This is a genomic window from Vibrio rumoiensis 1S-45 (assembly GCF_000286955.2).
Classification (GTDB): domain Bacteria; phylum Pseudomonadota; class Gammaproteobacteria; order Enterobacterales; family Vibrionaceae; genus Vibrio; species Vibrio rumoiensis_A.
This window is the reverse complement of the sequence record NZ_AJYK02000012.1, coordinates 55,410-70,664: the sequence shown is the minus strand read 5'-3', so window position 1 is coordinate 70,664 and position 15,255 is coordinate 55,410. Positions and strand designations below refer to the sequence as shown.

General features: G+C 41.0%; 16 protein-coding genes. 3 read left to right on the top strand and 13 right to left on the bottom strand.

Features of this window, described 5'->3' with window-relative positions; translation table 11 throughout:
- Positions 1-209: 209 nt before the first annotated feature.
- Entirely contained in the window at positions 210-548 is a 339-nt protein-coding gene (locus A1QC_RS02255; protein ID WP_017024608.1) for a hypothetical protein, read from the top strand.
- Between the two features lie 26 nt (positions 549-574).
- On the opposite strand, the gene A1QC_RS02250 is transcribed toward A1QC_RS02255, so the two are convergent.
- The 13 genes from A1QC_RS02250 to A1QC_RS02190 all read right to left on the bottom strand — a co-directional run bounded on the left by A1QC_RS02250 (position 575) and on the right by A1QC_RS02190 (position 12,543).
- Positions 575-1,882 (bottom strand): mechanosensitive ion channel family protein, encoded by a 1,308-nt coding sequence (locus A1QC_RS02250; RefSeq protein ID WP_017024607.1) that lies wholly within the window; start codon positions 1,880-1,882, stop codon positions 575-577.
- Between the two features lie 112 nt (positions 1,883-1,994).
- Positions 1,995-2,630, bottom strand: coding sequence for an FMN-binding negative transcriptional regulator (locus A1QC_RS02245; protein ID WP_017024606.1), 636 nt, complete (start codon positions 2,628-2,630; stop codon positions 1,995-1,997).
- Positions 2,631-2,799: 169 nt separating this feature from the next.
- A complete protein-coding gene (locus A1QC_RS02240) occupies positions 2,800-3,183 on the bottom strand; it encodes a VOC family protein (protein WP_017024605.1) in 384 nt (127 codons plus the stop codon).
- A gap of 161 nt (positions 3,184-3,344) precedes the next feature.
- On the bottom strand, positions 3,345-3,818 hold the full coding sequence (locus tag A1QC_RS02235; RefSeq protein WP_017024604.1) for a DUF2947 domain-containing protein: 474 nt from the start codon (positions 3,816-3,818) through the stop codon (positions 3,345-3,347).
- A gap of 79 nt (positions 3,819-3,897) precedes the next feature.
- Positions 3,898-4,488 (bottom strand): HD domain-containing protein, encoded by a 591-nt coding sequence (locus A1QC_RS02230; protein ID WP_017024603.1) that lies wholly within the window; start codon positions 4,486-4,488, stop codon positions 3,898-3,900.
- Between the two features lie 11 nt (positions 4,489-4,499).
- On the bottom strand, positions 4,500-5,090 hold the full coding sequence (gene rimJ / locus A1QC_RS02225; RefSeq protein ID WP_017024602.1) for a ribosomal protein S5-alanine N-acetyltransferase: 591 nt from the start codon (positions 5,088-5,090) through the stop codon (positions 4,500-4,502).
- An 8-nt stretch (positions 5,091-5,098) separates the two neighbouring features.
- Positions 5,099-6,721: a transcriptional regulator TyrR gene (gene tyrR / locus A1QC_RS02220; RefSeq protein ID WP_017024601.1), complete on the bottom strand. Its 1,623-nt coding sequence runs from the start codon at positions 6,719-6,721 to the stop codon at positions 5,099-5,101.
- A gap of 88 nt (positions 6,722-6,809) precedes the next feature.
- Complete coding sequence (locus A1QC_RS02215; protein WP_017024600.1) at positions 6,810-7,469, bottom strand: NADPH-dependent FMN reductase; 660 nt, start codon at positions 7,467-7,469, stop codon at positions 6,810-6,812.
- Positions 7,470-7,508: 39 nt separating this feature from the next.
- The gene (locus A1QC_RS02210) at positions 7,509-7,838 is read right to left on the bottom strand and encodes a zinc ribbon domain-containing protein YjdM (RefSeq protein WP_017024599.1); all 330 of its coding nucleotides are present in this window, start codon (positions 7,836-7,838) and stop codon (positions 7,509-7,511) included.
- A gap of 60 nt (positions 7,839-7,898) precedes the next feature.
- Positions 7,899-9,014 (bottom strand): YcjF family protein, encoded by a 1,116-nt coding sequence (locus A1QC_RS02205; protein WP_017024598.1) that lies wholly within the window; start codon positions 9,012-9,014, stop codon positions 7,899-7,901.
- The gene (locus A1QC_RS02200) at positions 9,011-10,420 is read right to left on the bottom strand and encodes a YcjX family protein (protein ID WP_017024597.1); all 1,410 of its coding nucleotides are present in this window, start codon (positions 10,418-10,420) and stop codon (positions 9,011-9,013) included. The genes A1QC_RS02205 and A1QC_RS02200 overlap by 4 nt, the downstream gene beginning before the upstream one ends.
- 139 nt (positions 10,421-10,559) lie before the next feature.
- Positions 10,560-10,754 (bottom strand): hypothetical protein, encoded by a 195-nt coding sequence (locus tag A1QC_RS02195; protein WP_017024596.1) that lies wholly within the window; start codon positions 10,752-10,754, stop codon positions 10,560-10,562.
- Between the two features lie 271 nt (positions 10,755-11,025).
- Positions 11,026-12,543, bottom strand: coding sequence for a fumarate hydratase (locus A1QC_RS02190; protein ID WP_017024595.1), 1,518 nt, complete (start codon positions 12,541-12,543; stop codon positions 11,026-11,028).
- Positions 12,544-12,791: 248 nt separating this feature from the next.
- Here A1QC_RS02190 and pabB point away from each other — a divergent pair, with 248 nt between their 5' ends.
- Positions 12,792-14,228 carry an aminodeoxychorismate synthase component 1 gene (gene pabB, locus A1QC_RS02185; protein ID WP_141705958.1) on the top strand — a complete coding sequence of 479 codons (1,437 nt, stop codon included), beginning with the start codon at positions 12,792-12,794 and terminating at the stop codon, positions 14,226-14,228.
- A gap of 67 nt (positions 14,229-14,295) precedes the next feature.
- Positions 14,296-14,910, top strand: coding sequence for a CoA pyrophosphatase (locus tag A1QC_RS02180; protein ID WP_017024593.1), 615 nt, complete (start codon positions 14,296-14,298; stop codon positions 14,908-14,910).
- The last annotated feature ends 345 nt before the right edge of the window (positions 14,911-15,255 follow it).

Here is a 15,255-nt window from a genome sequence, read left to right as displayed (position 1 = left end):
GGATAACTCGTTCCTCGCTTCCGGAATGACGTGCTTGAGGGTAATCAAATATTCAGGCTGTTGAATTTTTTTGGGGTAAAAACTCGTTAAAAGAACCCTCGTGAATATTCAGAAATGACACAAAATCACCGCCTTTAACAACTCAATTTCTACTACGATTTATTCCTAATAATGTTAGAATCTCCGCATTAGAATTATCGAGATACTCAATGTTTATCCATCAAGTTAATGGTATCGACTGGCTGGTGATTACCGCTTTTGAAGAACTAAAAACGCTATTTATCGAAGAAGCCGGCACGATCCCTTTTTGCTTCTCTACCGTTAGCGAATTGAGCCTGATTGATCAAGCCAAACGCACTTATGGTTACTTGCCTCCACTCAGAGGCGTGATCACTGATACCGGCACTTTTCAAAGCCGGGATAATGACGAAGATTTATATCCACAGCTTGCCTGTTTAGTTGAAGGGCGTGGGCGCGTGTTTATCTATCATGGCGGCTTTGTTGCTTTTGTGGATGATCAGCACACCTTTATTACCCGAATGGATTGAATTTATTCAGTATTTCGGCTACTCGTCTAATGATCATTTCGATTAATCACCCGCACTTCTCGTTGTGGGAATGGAATAACAAAACCATTATCCCGCATAGCTTCAAAAATCATGAGCAGAAGATCGCCACCGACTCGGTTTTTGCCGTCATCAATTCCGTCCATCCAGAACTCGACAAACATATTGACACCTGATTCACCAAAACCATCAATTTCACAATCGGGTTGTTCTTCAAAGGGCACGCCTTCCCCGCTGATAACTTGCTCGTGTGAAGCCACCGTGGCCTTAATGATCTCCACCAACTTACGAATATCGGAATCGTAAGCCACTGAGAAATCGACACGATAACGTTGTTTTTTATTTTTGTGAGTCCAATTGGTAAAGCTTTCGGTCACAAACTTTTCATTTGGAACCATTATGTCTTTTCCATCAAAGGTTTCTAATGTGGTTGAACGTAACGTTAATTCACGCACCACACCGGTTCTTCCATCTTCGAGTTCAATATAGTCATCAACAGAAATCGACCTATCAAGAAGAATAATAATGCCCGAAATAAAGTTAGAGGCGATGGCTTGTAAACCAAAACCCAGCCCCACCCCAAGTGCGCCACCAAATACTGCTAAAGCGGTTAGATTAATTCCCATAATACGCAGTAGTAATAAGAAGATAAGAATAAAGATGGTGACTTCAAATAACTTAGCCGCCACTTCTTTGGTTCTAAAATCAAGATGGTTTTGTCGTCTAATCAACTCTTTACCGGTGATATTGGAGATCCGGCCAAGCCAAAACAAAATTGAGCCAAAAAGAATCACGCTAATGACATCATAGATAGAAATCGCAATGTCACCTAGCACGACTTCAATGGAGTCTAAAACACTGACAAGTGGGCTGAGAAAATTGACAAGGTGGAGGAATAATAAAGGTAAGCCAATCCAACGAAATACCACGGCAATAAAACGCGAACGAACGTTATCATCTATCACGCGGTTGCAAACCAACAGTAATGCGATGGTTAACGCGGTACTCACCAACCACGAATGCCCAAGCAGTTTTTGACTGATCTCTACTGCAAAATTCATAATGAAAATAGCAAATAAAGGGAAGATCAAATTGCCGAGTTTACCGGTGATATTTCTTAATGGATTAACTGGCTCATTTTTAGTGAGCTTACTTAAGGCTGGAATGTTTTTACGAATAGTATTTGTGATAAGAAAGGAAAAACCAAAGACCAGTAAAACCAACAATAACTGAATATAGGTGGCGCTTTGCAGCATCACATTCATCACTTGTTGGCTACTATCGTTAAGAATCTTTTGATAGTGCTGAAAATCCATAACATGATCCTTTTGAGTATGTCATAAAGCCTTATCACTGAGGCTCTATGACAAATGTCTTACAGATCATAAGTCTAGTTGATTTCAGTTATGCAGAGATAAAATATAGTTTTTATTTAATACTAAACTTTTTAACCAATTCAGCCATTTGCAGTAAATGAGTATCATCACTATTACTTAACCCTTCAATAACACCTTGTTGGTTTACTTCTGGTTTATCTTGGCTAACTTTCCATTTTCCTAACATGGATTCAATCTTAATTTCTACACCCACAATGGCGGGAAGCATTTTTTCAATGTATTCCGTTGGTGCATCATTCATCGACCACGGTTCACTTTGCTCAGTTTCATGCTGAGCGGTGAGGCATTCAAGCAAACTCAGCTTCCATTCGTTGTCATGAATCGCTTTTATTGTGCCTTTTACATGTACCACCACATAATTCCAAGTAGGAACGGCTCGTCCATTTTCTTTTTTGGTGGGGTAATAATTAGGGGAAATATAGCAATTAGGCCCATGAAAAATAACGGTCACTGGCTGATCATTTTCAAATGTTTTCCAAAGCGAATTGGCTTTGGCGATATGCCCTTGCAGCACATCAACACTATTATCATGATTTAAAATCAAGGGCAGGTGATCGACTTCGAGACCAGCTTTCGTATTCATCACCAGAGTGGCAAATGGATAGTTTTTAATAATCTGTTTAAGTTGTTCGGTGTCATTTTGTTGATGAATTTTAATATTGTGCATGGTTATCCATTCTTTACCTAAGAGTAGTGTGATCAATCTGAATTCTGCATATTGAAGTCACTTGGGTATAAAAGTAGCTCGATATTTCAAAAGCTATCTGTTTTCACTACCATGCACAATTTATATAAAAATGCTCTGCGATCTGCATCAAGAGATAGGTAGGATTACTCTATTTCAATGAATGTAAACCAAACATATTACCTTCGGTATCCATCGCCACCACAATAAAGCCATGCTCACCTATTGGCATTTTTTCTTGCTCAATTTTACCACCGGCACCTTCAATTCTCGCGCCTTCAATCGCGCAATCTTGGCAAGTAAAATAGACTAATGTGCTATTCCCACCAGCAGAAACACCTTCCATTTTAACTAAAGCTCCGGTTGCGCCATACCCTTCCATGTTCGATGGAAAAGCTAACATCTCGATCCCCTGGCTTTCTGTGGGATCACTTAAAAATATCAGTTCAACATCCAACACTGCTTGATAAAATGTTTTCGCTCTTTGCAGATCATTAACGTAAATTTCAAACCAACACACTGGATTATTGCTCATCGTTATTCTCCTGATCATGAAACAAATAAATTCAATATCGAGTGTGTTAAAAATAGTTATAGAAATCATATTTAGCGAATTGAAAGCCAAAAAAAACGCCATTGATTAAGAGAAAAATGCATAATCAATGGCGTTTTAATATCGTCAACTAGTGATATAAATTAAGAGCGGTGCCCTAATTTCACTGTGCCTTTGGTACTGAACCATAAAACTTCAGAACGTCTACGACCAAGCAGGATCGGGCCATCATCGAAAAATAAAAAGTTTTTCCAATGCTTTTTAAAAACTGACCATTTGGTTTCGATGATGTTGTACTTTTCATAACAGAAATACACCGTGACATCATCTTGCCAATCAAGATGTTCTAGGATTTCTTGTGGTAGTTCTGGTTCATCGGCTTCCCATGCCGCTGACCAATCCACTTCGTCTTTCCAACAACCAGCCTTGCTTGGCCAATCCGATGAGCTTAAACGCTCGGCATCTGGGCTTTGCTTACTGATATTCTCGATCCACAAATGCGCGGCACGTTGCTGAGAAATAGGTTTAATATGTACCAAGTCTTCTTCTGGGATCGGTAAAGACTGATGAGTGAAAATCCACTTTCTTTGGTATTCTGCCAAAGGTATATACGACATAGTGTCCCGCTTTAAGTAGTGATAATACCCTTCAGATTGGGTATAAATATTGGGGTGTACAATTAAGATGCGATGAGCTTTATTGGTCTTTTAACCAGCCCTTTTCAACGGCCTCTGCTACCATCTGTTGGGCTTTATCCCACAAGGCTTCAGAGCCATATTCAATACGTGCATTTACCGTTAAGGCTTGAGTTTTAGTTACGCCATGTTCTTGCCAACTTTGCCCATCATTATAATAGTTTAAAAGCATAGGTATAATTCGGTCTAATGCTTTGCCAAACTTAGCCTCTGGGCTTTGCGCTGCTTCAAATTCGAGCCACAAGTCCATGAGTTCTTTGCCTTGTTCTTCTGGCAGCATGCCAAACAAACGCTTGGCGGCTTTCAATTCATTTTCTTCTTGCACTTGCGATGCGGCGGTATCGTAAACGAAGGTGTCACCGGCATCAATCTCTACAATGTCATGCAATAGTAGCATTTTAACGACTTTACTAATGTCCACTGGTTCATTGGCGTGTTCTTCCATTAATATCGCCATTAACGCCACATGCCAACTATGCTCTGCGGTATTTTCTAAACGCCCATCGGCAGACTTAACTCGAGTACGGCGTAGCACCGTTTTTAACTTGTCTAACTCCATGAGTAATACAAGTTGTTTATTGAGCCTTTCCATTTACGCCTTCCTTAGTCTGGTTGCCACTGAGAATTGGTTAATGACATAAGATGATGTGTTTGCCATTTCCCGTTGATAAGCAAATAGTCTTTCGCTATACCTTCTTGGTCAAATCCTTGTTTTTTCAGCACGTTTTCGCTCGCAATATTCTCTGGAATATAAGCTGCCATGATCCTATGCATGTTTTGATTTTGAAACATCCAGTCAATTAACACGGTTAATGTCGCGTGCATCACACCTTGTTTTTGAATCTGTTCAGCCAAGGCATACCCTAGATTGCATGCGTGAAGTGGATAGCGAGATACATTGGAAAAATTAACGGTACCCAGTACTTCACTTTCGTTTTGATTAAGAATAATAAAACTAAAGCCGGTTTGTCGTAAGTGCATCGCGATAATATTTTCAATTCGATCAAACCAACCAGATTGAGTATAGAAAGAAGGTGAACGGATCGGCTCCCAAGACGCTAAGTGTTGCTTGTTTGCATTATAGAAATGAGAAAGCAGTATATCATCGCCTTTTCGGATCAAACGAACTCGGTTTCCGTGAACATCAAAGTGGCCACCATTTAATATGTATCTTGATAATCCGTTGATATCCATAATAATACTTACGACTTTCTAATTCCGTATTCACGCAGTTTATTGGCAATAGACGTATGAGAAACCTCTAAACGCTTGGCGAGCTTGCGACTCGATGGAAATGATTGATACAAACGCTCTAGAATTTGCGATTCATATTGACTCATCATGTCATCTAACGAGCCATCTAAACTCAAGCTTTCTGCCGGAACATCAAACGCCGAACGGCTTGCTTGAAGTGTTGGCAGTTGGAAGTGTTCAAATGTTAAAATATCGTCATCTAATTGCGTCATCGCGCGCAGCACCGAGTTTTCTAGTTGACGAATATTCCCCGGCCACGGGTAAAGCGTGAGTTGCTCGATTAAATGTTTGTCATAACCCGGCACTTTTAATCCAAGTTGTTGCGCGTATTTGGCCACAAACATGTCGACCAATGGTAATACATCACTGCTTCTTTCTCTTAGGGCTGGAATGCTTAAATTAAGCACGTTTAAGCGATAATACAAATCTTCGCGGAAGCTCCCTTCTTGAGTCAATTGCGATAAGGTTTGTTTGGTGGAGGCTATCACGCGTACATCAACGTGCATTTCATTCTCTTCCCCTACTCGGCGAAACGAACCATCTTGTAAGAAGCGTAATAATTTAATTTGTAGATGCGGGCTCATTTCACCAATTTCATCTAAGAAAACAGTGCCGTTATCCGCTTGTTCAAAAATACCTTTATGGCCTACATCATTATTAAATGCCCCTGGCGCATTACCGAATAATTCTGTTTCGGCTGCATCATCAGGCATCGAAGCACAGCTTAAAACTAAAAACGGTTCATTAGAACGCAGAGAGCGATTATGACAAGCCCTTGCTAACATTTCTTTGCCTGTGCCGGTTTCCCCTTCAATCAACAGAGGTTGGTCTAGCATCGCCAGTTTCTTGGCTTGCGAGATCAAACGCTGATGATGATTTGAAGCGCCTACGAAGTGCTCAAACCCTAATGGATTATAATCTGGAACTGCCGTTAACTTAGTTTCAGAATGTACGATAGGTTTTAGCATGATCACGGCGCTTGCTAAGATGGGCTCTCCGGCATCACTATGAATCACAACTGGCATGACATCCATTAAGTAATTTAAGCCTTCAATTGTGATTTTGTCACGAAAGCGCAGCAAACCTTCATCAAATTGACCTTGCTTAGGTTTCACTTCACCTGTGGCAAGTGCTTTAAACCAAGGTGCGGATTGAAGTTTAGGAATATAGTGAAAAATACTGAACGATTGAATTTCTTTTACTGTGACTTTAAATAATGCCAATGCACAGAAGTTAGCCATTTCAATATCCCCTTTCAGGTTAATTGAAATTACCGGATCAGGCAGCGTATCTAAAATCGCATTCAGTTCGGTACTTTCTCGCTCACTGGGCATGAAAGGAATTTTACGAACATCTGCAACACCATCAATCAAGCGAATTTGCGCCATTAAGCGGCTGAAAGTCTCAAATTCAACATCCGGGCAATTAAGATAAATGATCCCCATATTGCCTGCTTCTATTCCACGACCACTTAGCTCTATGCCGCGTAAGTCGATATTTTTAGAAACGAGGATATCCAATAATTCACGAGTAAGACCGAGACGATCTTGGCAAAGGACTTCTAAACGCACAATGGTTTCCTAGGTGTCACGAAAAGTTGACAGTAGTGTGTGCGAAGGGAAATCTTTCGTCAAGCAGATTACAATACCATTGAATATATTACGGTGCATTTCGTTCTGCTGGTGTCGTTTTAAAACTCTGAATCATAGTGTGTGGGTCATTTTTCTCTCTTTGTTCTTTCGTTGCTTGTGCCCACCAAATAAGTTGATTAATGGTGCGAGAGAAATAATCAAACCAACGAGCTTGTGCTTCAATGTTCAGCGCCTCTCCTTCACTATCAAACTCCTCTTGTGCTTTTGGTACATGAATCATTGCTGAAACAGACAAACATCCAAGCTCTGATAAAAAGGTTCTCATTCCAACAGCGGCACGCATTCCACCCCATTGCCCCGCAGAATAGGTCACAATCGCGCTCGGTTTATACGAAAACAATGAGCTTCCAAAATGATTTAATAGATTGGCAAGAGCAGGACTCATCGAATGATTGTATTCAGGACTAATCATCAAAAATCCATCAGCGGCTTCAATCTTATTGGCTAGTGTGTTGAGCTCATCTGAAGCTTTACCTTTTGCATAAGCAAAATGCGGCTTAAACACATGATCAAGTGGATAGTCTAACGCATCAACCAATTCAACCTCATGTTCTGGATACCTGCTTTCAAGGCATTTTATAATCGCTTTTGTGACGCGAACACCCAGTCGCGCAGGTTTAGGTGGCGTACTATTTCGAACCGTACCGAGAAAAACTAAAAGCTTCATGATCTACTCACTATATTGTCTGCTATAAACCGATTGTAGCTATGCTTTTTTAACGTATTTGGCGGTAATTAAGATTTCGCCACCACCATCAACTTTACAATCGAGTTGATGATCTTTGCCTTCGTTAATATGTTTAATCACCGCTTTAGTGCCAATTTTGATATTGAGCGAACTGCCTTTCACTTTTAAATCTTTGATCATGGTGACTTTATCACCTTGTGTTAACAATGCTCCATTGGCATCTTTAACGGTGAAGCCCTCTTCAATATCATCCGGGTTCCATTCATAAGCACACTCTGGGCACACAAGATTATTTTGATCTTGATATACGAATTCTGATTGGCAATTTGGGCATGGAGGACATGTCATGATTTTTTCTTCTTTAAGGTTAAACGGTTTATTTATAAAAGAACTTCGTTAATGTTTTGTTTACGATTCTTTATCTTGCGATTTTCCGATCACTCGCCCAACAACCAACTTACGAATTTCACTTAAACGAACGGCTTTATCTTTATGCCAAGGTAATGGACGCAATAATGCCATGGCTTTAATCCCCAACTGCCCCGTTAGCATGCCGACACCAATGCCTTGTGCGGCTCGGGTTGAAATTTTTCCGGCGACATTCATCGACATCACATTCATACCGACATCTGCAATTAATTCACTGGCTCCCGCTGCTGCCATGTTGATAAAGACTAACTTTAGTAAGCGTATACGTGACCAATAACCAAGCTCTACGCCATAGACTTTACCTAGTTCATCAATCATTTTGAAATTACGCCACGCGACTAAAAACATATCCGCGATTGCCAACGGGCTTACTGCAACCAAAACAGCCGCTTCGGTTGAATAAGTTGCGACAAGTTTTTTTGCTTGTTTATCTTGTTGAGCGATCACCATAGAATCGTAAAGCTCAATCACATCGGCATCGTTATGGTTGGCGTTAACGGTTTTCTTCCAACGGTCAAAACCTACATGCTCTAAGGTTACCCCGGCTTGTTCGGCCAAATTTTCACAAAAAGGCACACCTTTACCAGTACCATGTGATTGAATTAAATCAAACGCTTCTTCTTGGTGATTAAGCTGACGACGTAAGCGGCGCAGTTTCCACAGCTCTTTAACGGTAAAGACAATCCCAACACTGGCTAAAGCAGCAATCAGCCCTGTCCAACCGAGCGATAACCAATCCCCTTGTTGATAAGCAACCACCACGTTATGAACGCTCTGCCAACCGAGTAAACCGGTAAAGGCGGCAACTCCACTGGCGACCCACCAACGACGTTTTGATTTTGGACGAATGATATTCACCATATCGTCTTCTAAAGCATTCACTTCGTTATCTTCACGCTGTTGCGCTTGGGTCATGGGGACAAATTCAGTTTGTGAATCAAAGGTAACTTTGGCCCCCAAATGATCACGTTGCAACTTATCTAATGTCTCTTGCGCTTGTGCATACTCAGACTCATTTCGGGATGTTTCTGATGAAGATGACGTGGATTCCACTTTATCGCTCGAGAAGATAACTTTGTTTTTATATTCACTCATCGTAATTTATCTCCTAACAAAAACTGCAAAGCTTTGTCCATTCGAATATGTGGCAGCGCTTGATCGTGCGGGATCTTTAAAGGTCTGAATTGATAAAACTCAAAACCTTGCTTCTGCCAATATTCTTGTTGAGGTAACTTAGGTGGCACTTCGCCAGGAAACAGCGTCATGGTTTCTTCTTCAAGCGTTGTGCCTTTAATGGCTTGTAACGTGGTGTCGCCTACCGACGCAAAACCCGGCATTGTAGCTTGAATAGACGCTAGACTCATGCATTCCATATCAATGCCTTCATACGAGACATGTTGCCACGCTTCATGCACTAATTGCTGCAATAGAGACACTAAGTTAACGTGCTGATCGGGCGTAACATGATCGGCCTTGGTTGCAGCAAATAACACTTTATCTATTTTGGCTGAAAACAAGCGCTTTAAAATAGAGTTACGACCGTATTTAAAACTTTGCATTAATTGGTTGATTGCCCCACTCATGTCCATAAACGAATCATGTCCAGAATTAAGCGGTTGCAAACAATCTACCAACACAATTTGTCGGTCAAAAGTCGCGAAATGCTCTTGATAGAAGGCTTTTACAATTTTCTTTTTGTATTCATTAAAGCGTGAACGCAGCATGGCATAAGCTGAATCTCGCTTAATTTCTTTTGTTGGTTTTCCATGCTCATCGACTTCAAGTTCAACCGGGAAAAACTGCAAAACCGGCGCACCTTCTAATTCTCCCGGTAAAACAAAACGACCCGGTTGAACCCAATGCAAACCACTGTCTTTACAATCATGTAAGTATTGGGTGTAAGCTTTAGAAAGTTCTGCCACCCGGTTTTCATTCGCAGTATCAAAACAGTTAAAATGATTCAGTTTCACCAGCCATTCTTTGGCTAACTGTGAACGTAGTTGACTGCCCGCTTTATCACCTTTCAGCAATTCCATTTGGTTTTGTGACCATTGCTCAAAACTCATGTCGAGCAAAGGTAAATCCAGTAACCACTCCCCTGGATAATCGACAATATCCAAATACAAGGTTGAGGTGCTTTTCAGTAAACGCCTTGCGCCTTTTTTAGGTTTAAATCGGATAGCAAGGCGAATTTCACTGACATCTTTCGTCGGCTCTGGCCAGCGTGGCGGTGCAGAGTGAAGCTGTTCAATCGCGATATCGTAATCGAACCGAGGTACCATTAAATTGGTTTGAGGGATGCGTTTTGCGCCAAGTAATTGCTTATTACGACTTGGTTCAAATAACGGAAGATTCTCTTGGGTTGAGCTATTAAGAAGCTGATTCACTAAGGAAGTGATGAACGCCGTTTTACCCGCACGAGAAAGCCCGGTCACGGCTAATCGCAAGTGACGGTCTAGACTGCGTTTTACTAAATCATTCACTTCTTGTTTGATCTTCATTTATCACTCCACAACAAAGCTAAACTGTTCAAAGCATACCATATCTCGGTAAAATCAATATCAGCACGGTGTTGATAAAAAAGAAAAAGGCTCGTATTTACATTGAAATACGAGCCTTTTGCTGCCTGAAAGAAAACGGTTAGTCTTCTTCTATCAACTTATAAATAATGAATAGCGATAGTTCTAAAAGAACACCTAATACCACTGTCATTACTGCAAACCAGTTATTTGCGGTGTTAAAGATAGCAATACCGTGCAAAATCATCTGCACACCAACGTAACCACCTACAATCACTGCAATAAGGATTTGTAAAATCTGTACAAAACGTGGCATAAAATCTCCTAAATATTCAGCCTGTTAACCGTCTTACTCGTAAAACTATAATCAATTTAACACGATTAGTCAGGAAATTTTTCACTAATCTATCAAATAACCACAGAAGGAAACCCTCCTTTTGTGTGAATACAGACTTATTTTGTTATTCCGAAATATTCACTTTCAAACACAAGAGCCAAGGCAACTAGTAACTAGGCCTTGGCATTATTGTGGAGTTTCAAACATCATTCTAAACGTTTAAACGACTGAACAATGCTGTATTGGGTTATTATTTTTCCATCTCAGCAATTTTCACTTTCCAAGTATCTGGGCCGATTTGGTGAGCATTTGCACCAGTTGAATCCACGGCAACCGTCACTGGCATGTCTTCGACTTCAAATTCGTAAATCGCTTCCATTCCCAAATCTTCAAAGGCAACCACACGCGCTTTTTTAATCGCTTTCGCCACTAAGTAAGCCGCGCCGCCTACGGCCATCAAGTATACAGCTTTGTGTTTTCTGATTGACTCAACAGTTTCTGGACCACGCTCTGCTTTACCAATCATGCCCATAATGCCGGTTTCATCTAGCATCATATCGGTAAATTTATCCATACGAGTTGAGGTGGTTGGGCCAGCAGGACCGACGACTTCATCACCAACTGCATCAACAGGGCCAACGTAGTAAATGAACTTGCCTTTTAGATCAACGCCTTCTGGTAAGCCTTCACCGCTTTGCAGCATGCCTTGTAAACGCTTATGCGCGGCATCACGACCGGTTAGAATTTTACCCGTTAGAAGAACAGTATCGCCTGTTTTCCACTCTTGAACTTCTTCTTTGGTCACTGTATCTAAGTTTACGCGGCGAGTATTTGCGCCCGCTTCCCAAGTAATTTGTGGCCAATCTTCCAGTTTAGGTGGCGTAAGATCCGCAGGGCCTGAACCGTCTAAGGTGAAATGGACGTGACGAGTCGCCGCACAGTTAGGGATTAAACATACCGGCTTAGAAGCGGCATGCGTTGGTGCGGTTTTGATTTTCACATCAACCACTGTTGTTAAACCGCCAAGCCCTTGTGCACCAATACCTAAACGGTTAACTCGGTTAAAGATATCAACACGCAATTTTTCTTCGGTGGTTTCTGGGCCACGTTCAATCAGTTCAGCAATATCAATGTGTTCCATTAACGATTCTTTTGCCAGTACTGCCGCTTTTTCAGCTGTACCGCCAATGCCTATCCCTAGCATGCCCGGTGGACACCAACCTGCGCCCATTAATGGCAATGTTTTTTCTACCCACTCAGCAACATCGTCTGATGGATTTAGCATCACCATTTTAGTTTTGTTTTCAGAACCACCGCCTTTTGCCGCGATTTGAATTTCAACTTTGTTACCCGGAACCATATTAATATGCACTACACCTGGTGTGTTATCTTTGGTATTAATGCGTTTGCCCGCAGGATCAGACAATACTGATGCGCGCAATGGATTGTCTGGGTTGGTATAAGCTTGACGAATACCTTCATCGACCATTTGTTGAACCGTCATGTCGGTTTCATCCCAGCTCACTTCCATACCGATATTCACAAAACAGGTGACAATACCAGTATCTTGACAGATTGGGCGGTGCCCTTCTGCCGCCATGCGTGAGTTGATCAGGATTTGAGCGATCGCATCTTTAGCCGCTTGGCTTTCTTCTTTGTGATAAGCCTTTTCAAGCGCTTGAATGAAATCCAGTGGATGATAATAAGAAATATATTGAAGGGCGTCAGCTACACTGCTGATCACATCTTGCTTACGAATGACGGTCATACATGCCTCTATACATTATAATAATTAGGATACAGATAGGTGTAATCAACGATTGTATATGACGCTTTACAATCAGTGACAATGTCACTTAAATCACCAGCAAACCCTTTTTGGGATTAGATTCGCTGAAACCAACCTGTTATCGACTCACTTTGCTTATAGTATTTCATTGCTGAATTGCGATTTATGATACTCTTGCTCCCCAACGGATGCCACGTAACGATTGAACCTTTGTCACAAATTACAGAATGAATAATCAAAATAATTCTCTTATGACTCAAAAATATACCGCTTTTCATCAAAATGGACTTTCAATTGAGTCTTTTCCTTATTCTCAGGATTTAGCAAAACACTTTTTTGCCGCTATACATCAGCAACCTTGGGCAATGCTATTACGTTCGGCTGCAGAAGGTCATCCGAATAATCGCTTTGATATTTTAGTGGCTAACCCTATTGCTCAATTAACGACGCATGGTGATATCACCACGATTGTACTTGAAAATGAATCGCAGACTCGCCTGACCTCCAAAGACGATCCTTTCACTCTCGTCAATCAGTACCTAAAGACCTTATTACCAGCAATAGAGCCAATTGATGATTTCCCTTTTATTGGCGGTGCATTGGGTTACTTTAGTTACGATTTAGGTCGTCGAGTTGAATCATTACCCCAATTATCACACCAAGATATTCCGACCGCAGAGATGGCCATAGGCTTATACGAATGGGCATTGATTGTCGATCATCAAAAGCAACAGGCACATTTTGTTGGAAAGAACATTAAACAGCACCAAGCATGGTTAGAAAACCAATTTCAAAATCATTCTGATTCCGTATCGAAAGATTCGAAATTTAGACTGATTTCTGACTGGCAATCCAACATGTCGAAAGACAGTTATATTGAAAAGTTTAATACCATTCAAGAATACCTACGTTCTGGTGATTGTTATCAAATCAACCTAGCTCAGCGTTTCAAAGCGCAATATCAAGGCAGTGAATGGCAGGCTTATCAGGCATTAGAAACCTCTAATCACGCCCCTTTCTCTGCTTTTATACGCACCGGTGAAATTGCGGTGATGAGCATTTCGCCAGAACGATTTTTGGAATTAAATCAAAATAGTATTGAAACAAAACCAATAAAAGGCACGCGACCTCGCTCACCATCATTGGTCGAAGATCAACAACTCGCGCATGAACTCAAGCATGCTGAAAAAGATCAGGCAGAAAATTTAATGATTGTTGATTTGCTTCGGAATGATATTGGTCGTGTCGCCAATCCAGGCAGTGTTTCCGTTCCTGCTTTGTTTGAAGTTGAAAGCTTCCCCGCGGTGCATCATTTGGTGAGCACCATACGTGCTATACTCGATAAAGATCAAACAGCTAGCGATCTCCTGCGTGCATGTTTCCCTGGTGGCTCGATTACCGGAGCGCCTAAAGTTCGCGCAATGGAAATAATAGAAGAATTAGAACCCCATCGACGTAATGTGTATTGCGGCAGTATTGGTTATTTTAGTCGATGCGGTAATATGGACAGTAATATCACCATTCGCACGCTTATTGCTTACCAACAAAATTTGTACGCATGGGCTGGTGGCGGTATTGTTGCAGACAGTGATGCAGAATCGGAATACCAAGAAACTCTTGATAAAGTTAGCCGAATTCTACCCACTCTATCTAAGCTTGAATAATGTATATATCCAAACGACTTAGGTATAACCAAGACATAAATGCTTAATATTCAACTAAGGAGTATTCATGAATAAACAAGATTTATTACGACAGTTTTCTTTGAATATTCCTAGCTATTATCAGCCAGAAAGTTTGAATAGAGTCGCTCACTTGAAAAGTGAATCACTTCGAAAAGCAGCAGTGCTCATTCCATGTGTTGATCGCAAAGAAGGGCTGTCTGTCATTTTTACAAAGCGCGCTTCCCATTTAAAAAACCACCCGGGGCAAATTAGTTTTCCTGGTGGTAAGTATGAAGAGTTAGACCCTAGCCTATCTCACACTGCATTGCGCGAAGCCCATGAAGAAATTGGTTTGTCACCTTCTCAAGTTCAACTGATAGGTCAACTTCCCGAACTCACCACCATCAGCCGTTTTAGCGTGACGCCTTTCATGGGGATTGTAGACGAAAGATACAGCAGCCAAATCGACAAGAATGAAGTGGATTATATCTTTGAGGTGCCTGCATCTTATCTATTCGATCCTAGCAATCTGTTTACTAAGACATTGCAAGTTAAAGGCAAGCAACATCAAATCTTCGCCATTAATTATCAAACGCATTTTATTTGGGGCGTAACCGCTCAAATTATTCAAGCATTACAGGTGCAATTACATCACTCTATTTATCAACAACACCCATCATAATCCCTGCCTTGAATGACGCCTCACCATTCATTAGTTGAAGTACCAATAAACCTCATTTTATTAACCAAAAAATAACAATAAAAATTACATTTACTCATCAAAAGAAACGAGCTGTTTATCTCTGTCGTCATGCATTGTGCTCAATAAAGTGCCATTGAGTAAATAGCCATCAATTCCTATAGATTTATTGTTTTTTCGCATTAGTTTTTCTTATTATTGTTGTGTCATTTCCGTGATACAGCGCAAGTTATGCAACAACTCTGTAAAGTTTGCAATATTAATTGATTTTGATCCTGTTTTTATGGCTCGAAATAAGGATAATCCACGCCAATTCTTCCTGTTCCC

What these genes read in the sequence shown, in the direction of transcription:
- A1QC_RS02255 (WP_017024608.1), top strand. Translation starts at nt 210, where the DNA reads ATGTTTATCCATCAAGTTAATGGTATCGACTGGCTGGTGATTACCGCT.
- A1QC_RS02250 (WP_017024607.1), bottom strand. Translation starts at nt 1,882, where the DNA reads ATGGATTTTCAGCACTATCAAAAGATTCTTAACGATAGTAGCCAACAA.
- A1QC_RS02245 (WP_017024606.1), bottom strand. Translation starts at nt 2,630, where the DNA reads ATGCACAATATTAAAATTCATCAACAAAATGACACCGAACAACTTAAA.
- A1QC_RS02240 (WP_017024605.1), bottom strand. Translation starts at nt 3,183, where the DNA reads ATGAGCAATAATCCAGTGTGTTGGTTTGAAATTTACGTTAATGATCTG.
- A1QC_RS02235 (WP_017024604.1), bottom strand. Translation starts at nt 3,818, where the DNA reads ATGTCGTATATACCTTTGGCAGAATACCAAAGAAAGTGGATTTTCACT.
- A1QC_RS02230 (WP_017024603.1), bottom strand. Translation starts at nt 4,488, where the DNA reads ATGGAAAGGCTCAATAAACAACTTGTATTACTCATGGAGTTAGACAAG.
- rimJ (WP_017024602.1), bottom strand. Translation starts at nt 5,090, where the DNA reads ATGGATATCAACGGATTATCAAGATACATATTAAATGGTGGCCACTTT.
- A1QC_RS02215 (WP_017024600.1), bottom strand. Translation starts at nt 7,469, where the DNA reads ATGAAGCTTTTAGTTTTTCTCGGTACGGTTCGAAATAGTACGCCACCT.
- A1QC_RS02210 (WP_017024599.1), bottom strand. Translation starts at nt 7,838, where the DNA reads ATGACATGTCCTCCATGCCCAAATTGCCAATCAGAATTCGTATATCAA.
- A1QC_RS02205 (WP_017024598.1), bottom strand. Translation starts at nt 9,014, where the DNA reads ATGAGTGAATATAAAAACAAAGTTATCTTCTCGAGCGATAAAGTGGAA.
- A1QC_RS02200 (WP_017024597.1), bottom strand. Translation starts at nt 10,420, where the DNA reads ATGAAGATCAAACAAGAAGTGAATGATTTAGTAAAACGCAGTCTAGAC.
- A1QC_RS02195 (WP_017024596.1), bottom strand. Translation starts at nt 10,754, where the DNA reads ATGCCACGTTTTGTACAGATTTTACAAATCCTTATTGCAGTGATTGTA.
- A1QC_RS02190 (WP_017024595.1), bottom strand. Translation starts at nt 12,543, where the DNA reads ATGACCGTCATTCGTAAGCAAGATGTGATCAGCAGTGTAGCTGACGCC.
- pabB (WP_141705958.1), top strand. Translation starts at nt 12,792, where the DNA reads ATGAATAATCAAAATAATTCTCTTATGACTCAAAAATATACCGCTTTT.
- A1QC_RS02180 (WP_017024593.1), top strand. Translation starts at nt 14,296, where the DNA reads ATGAATAAACAAGATTTATTACGACAGTTTTCTTTGAATATTCCTAGC.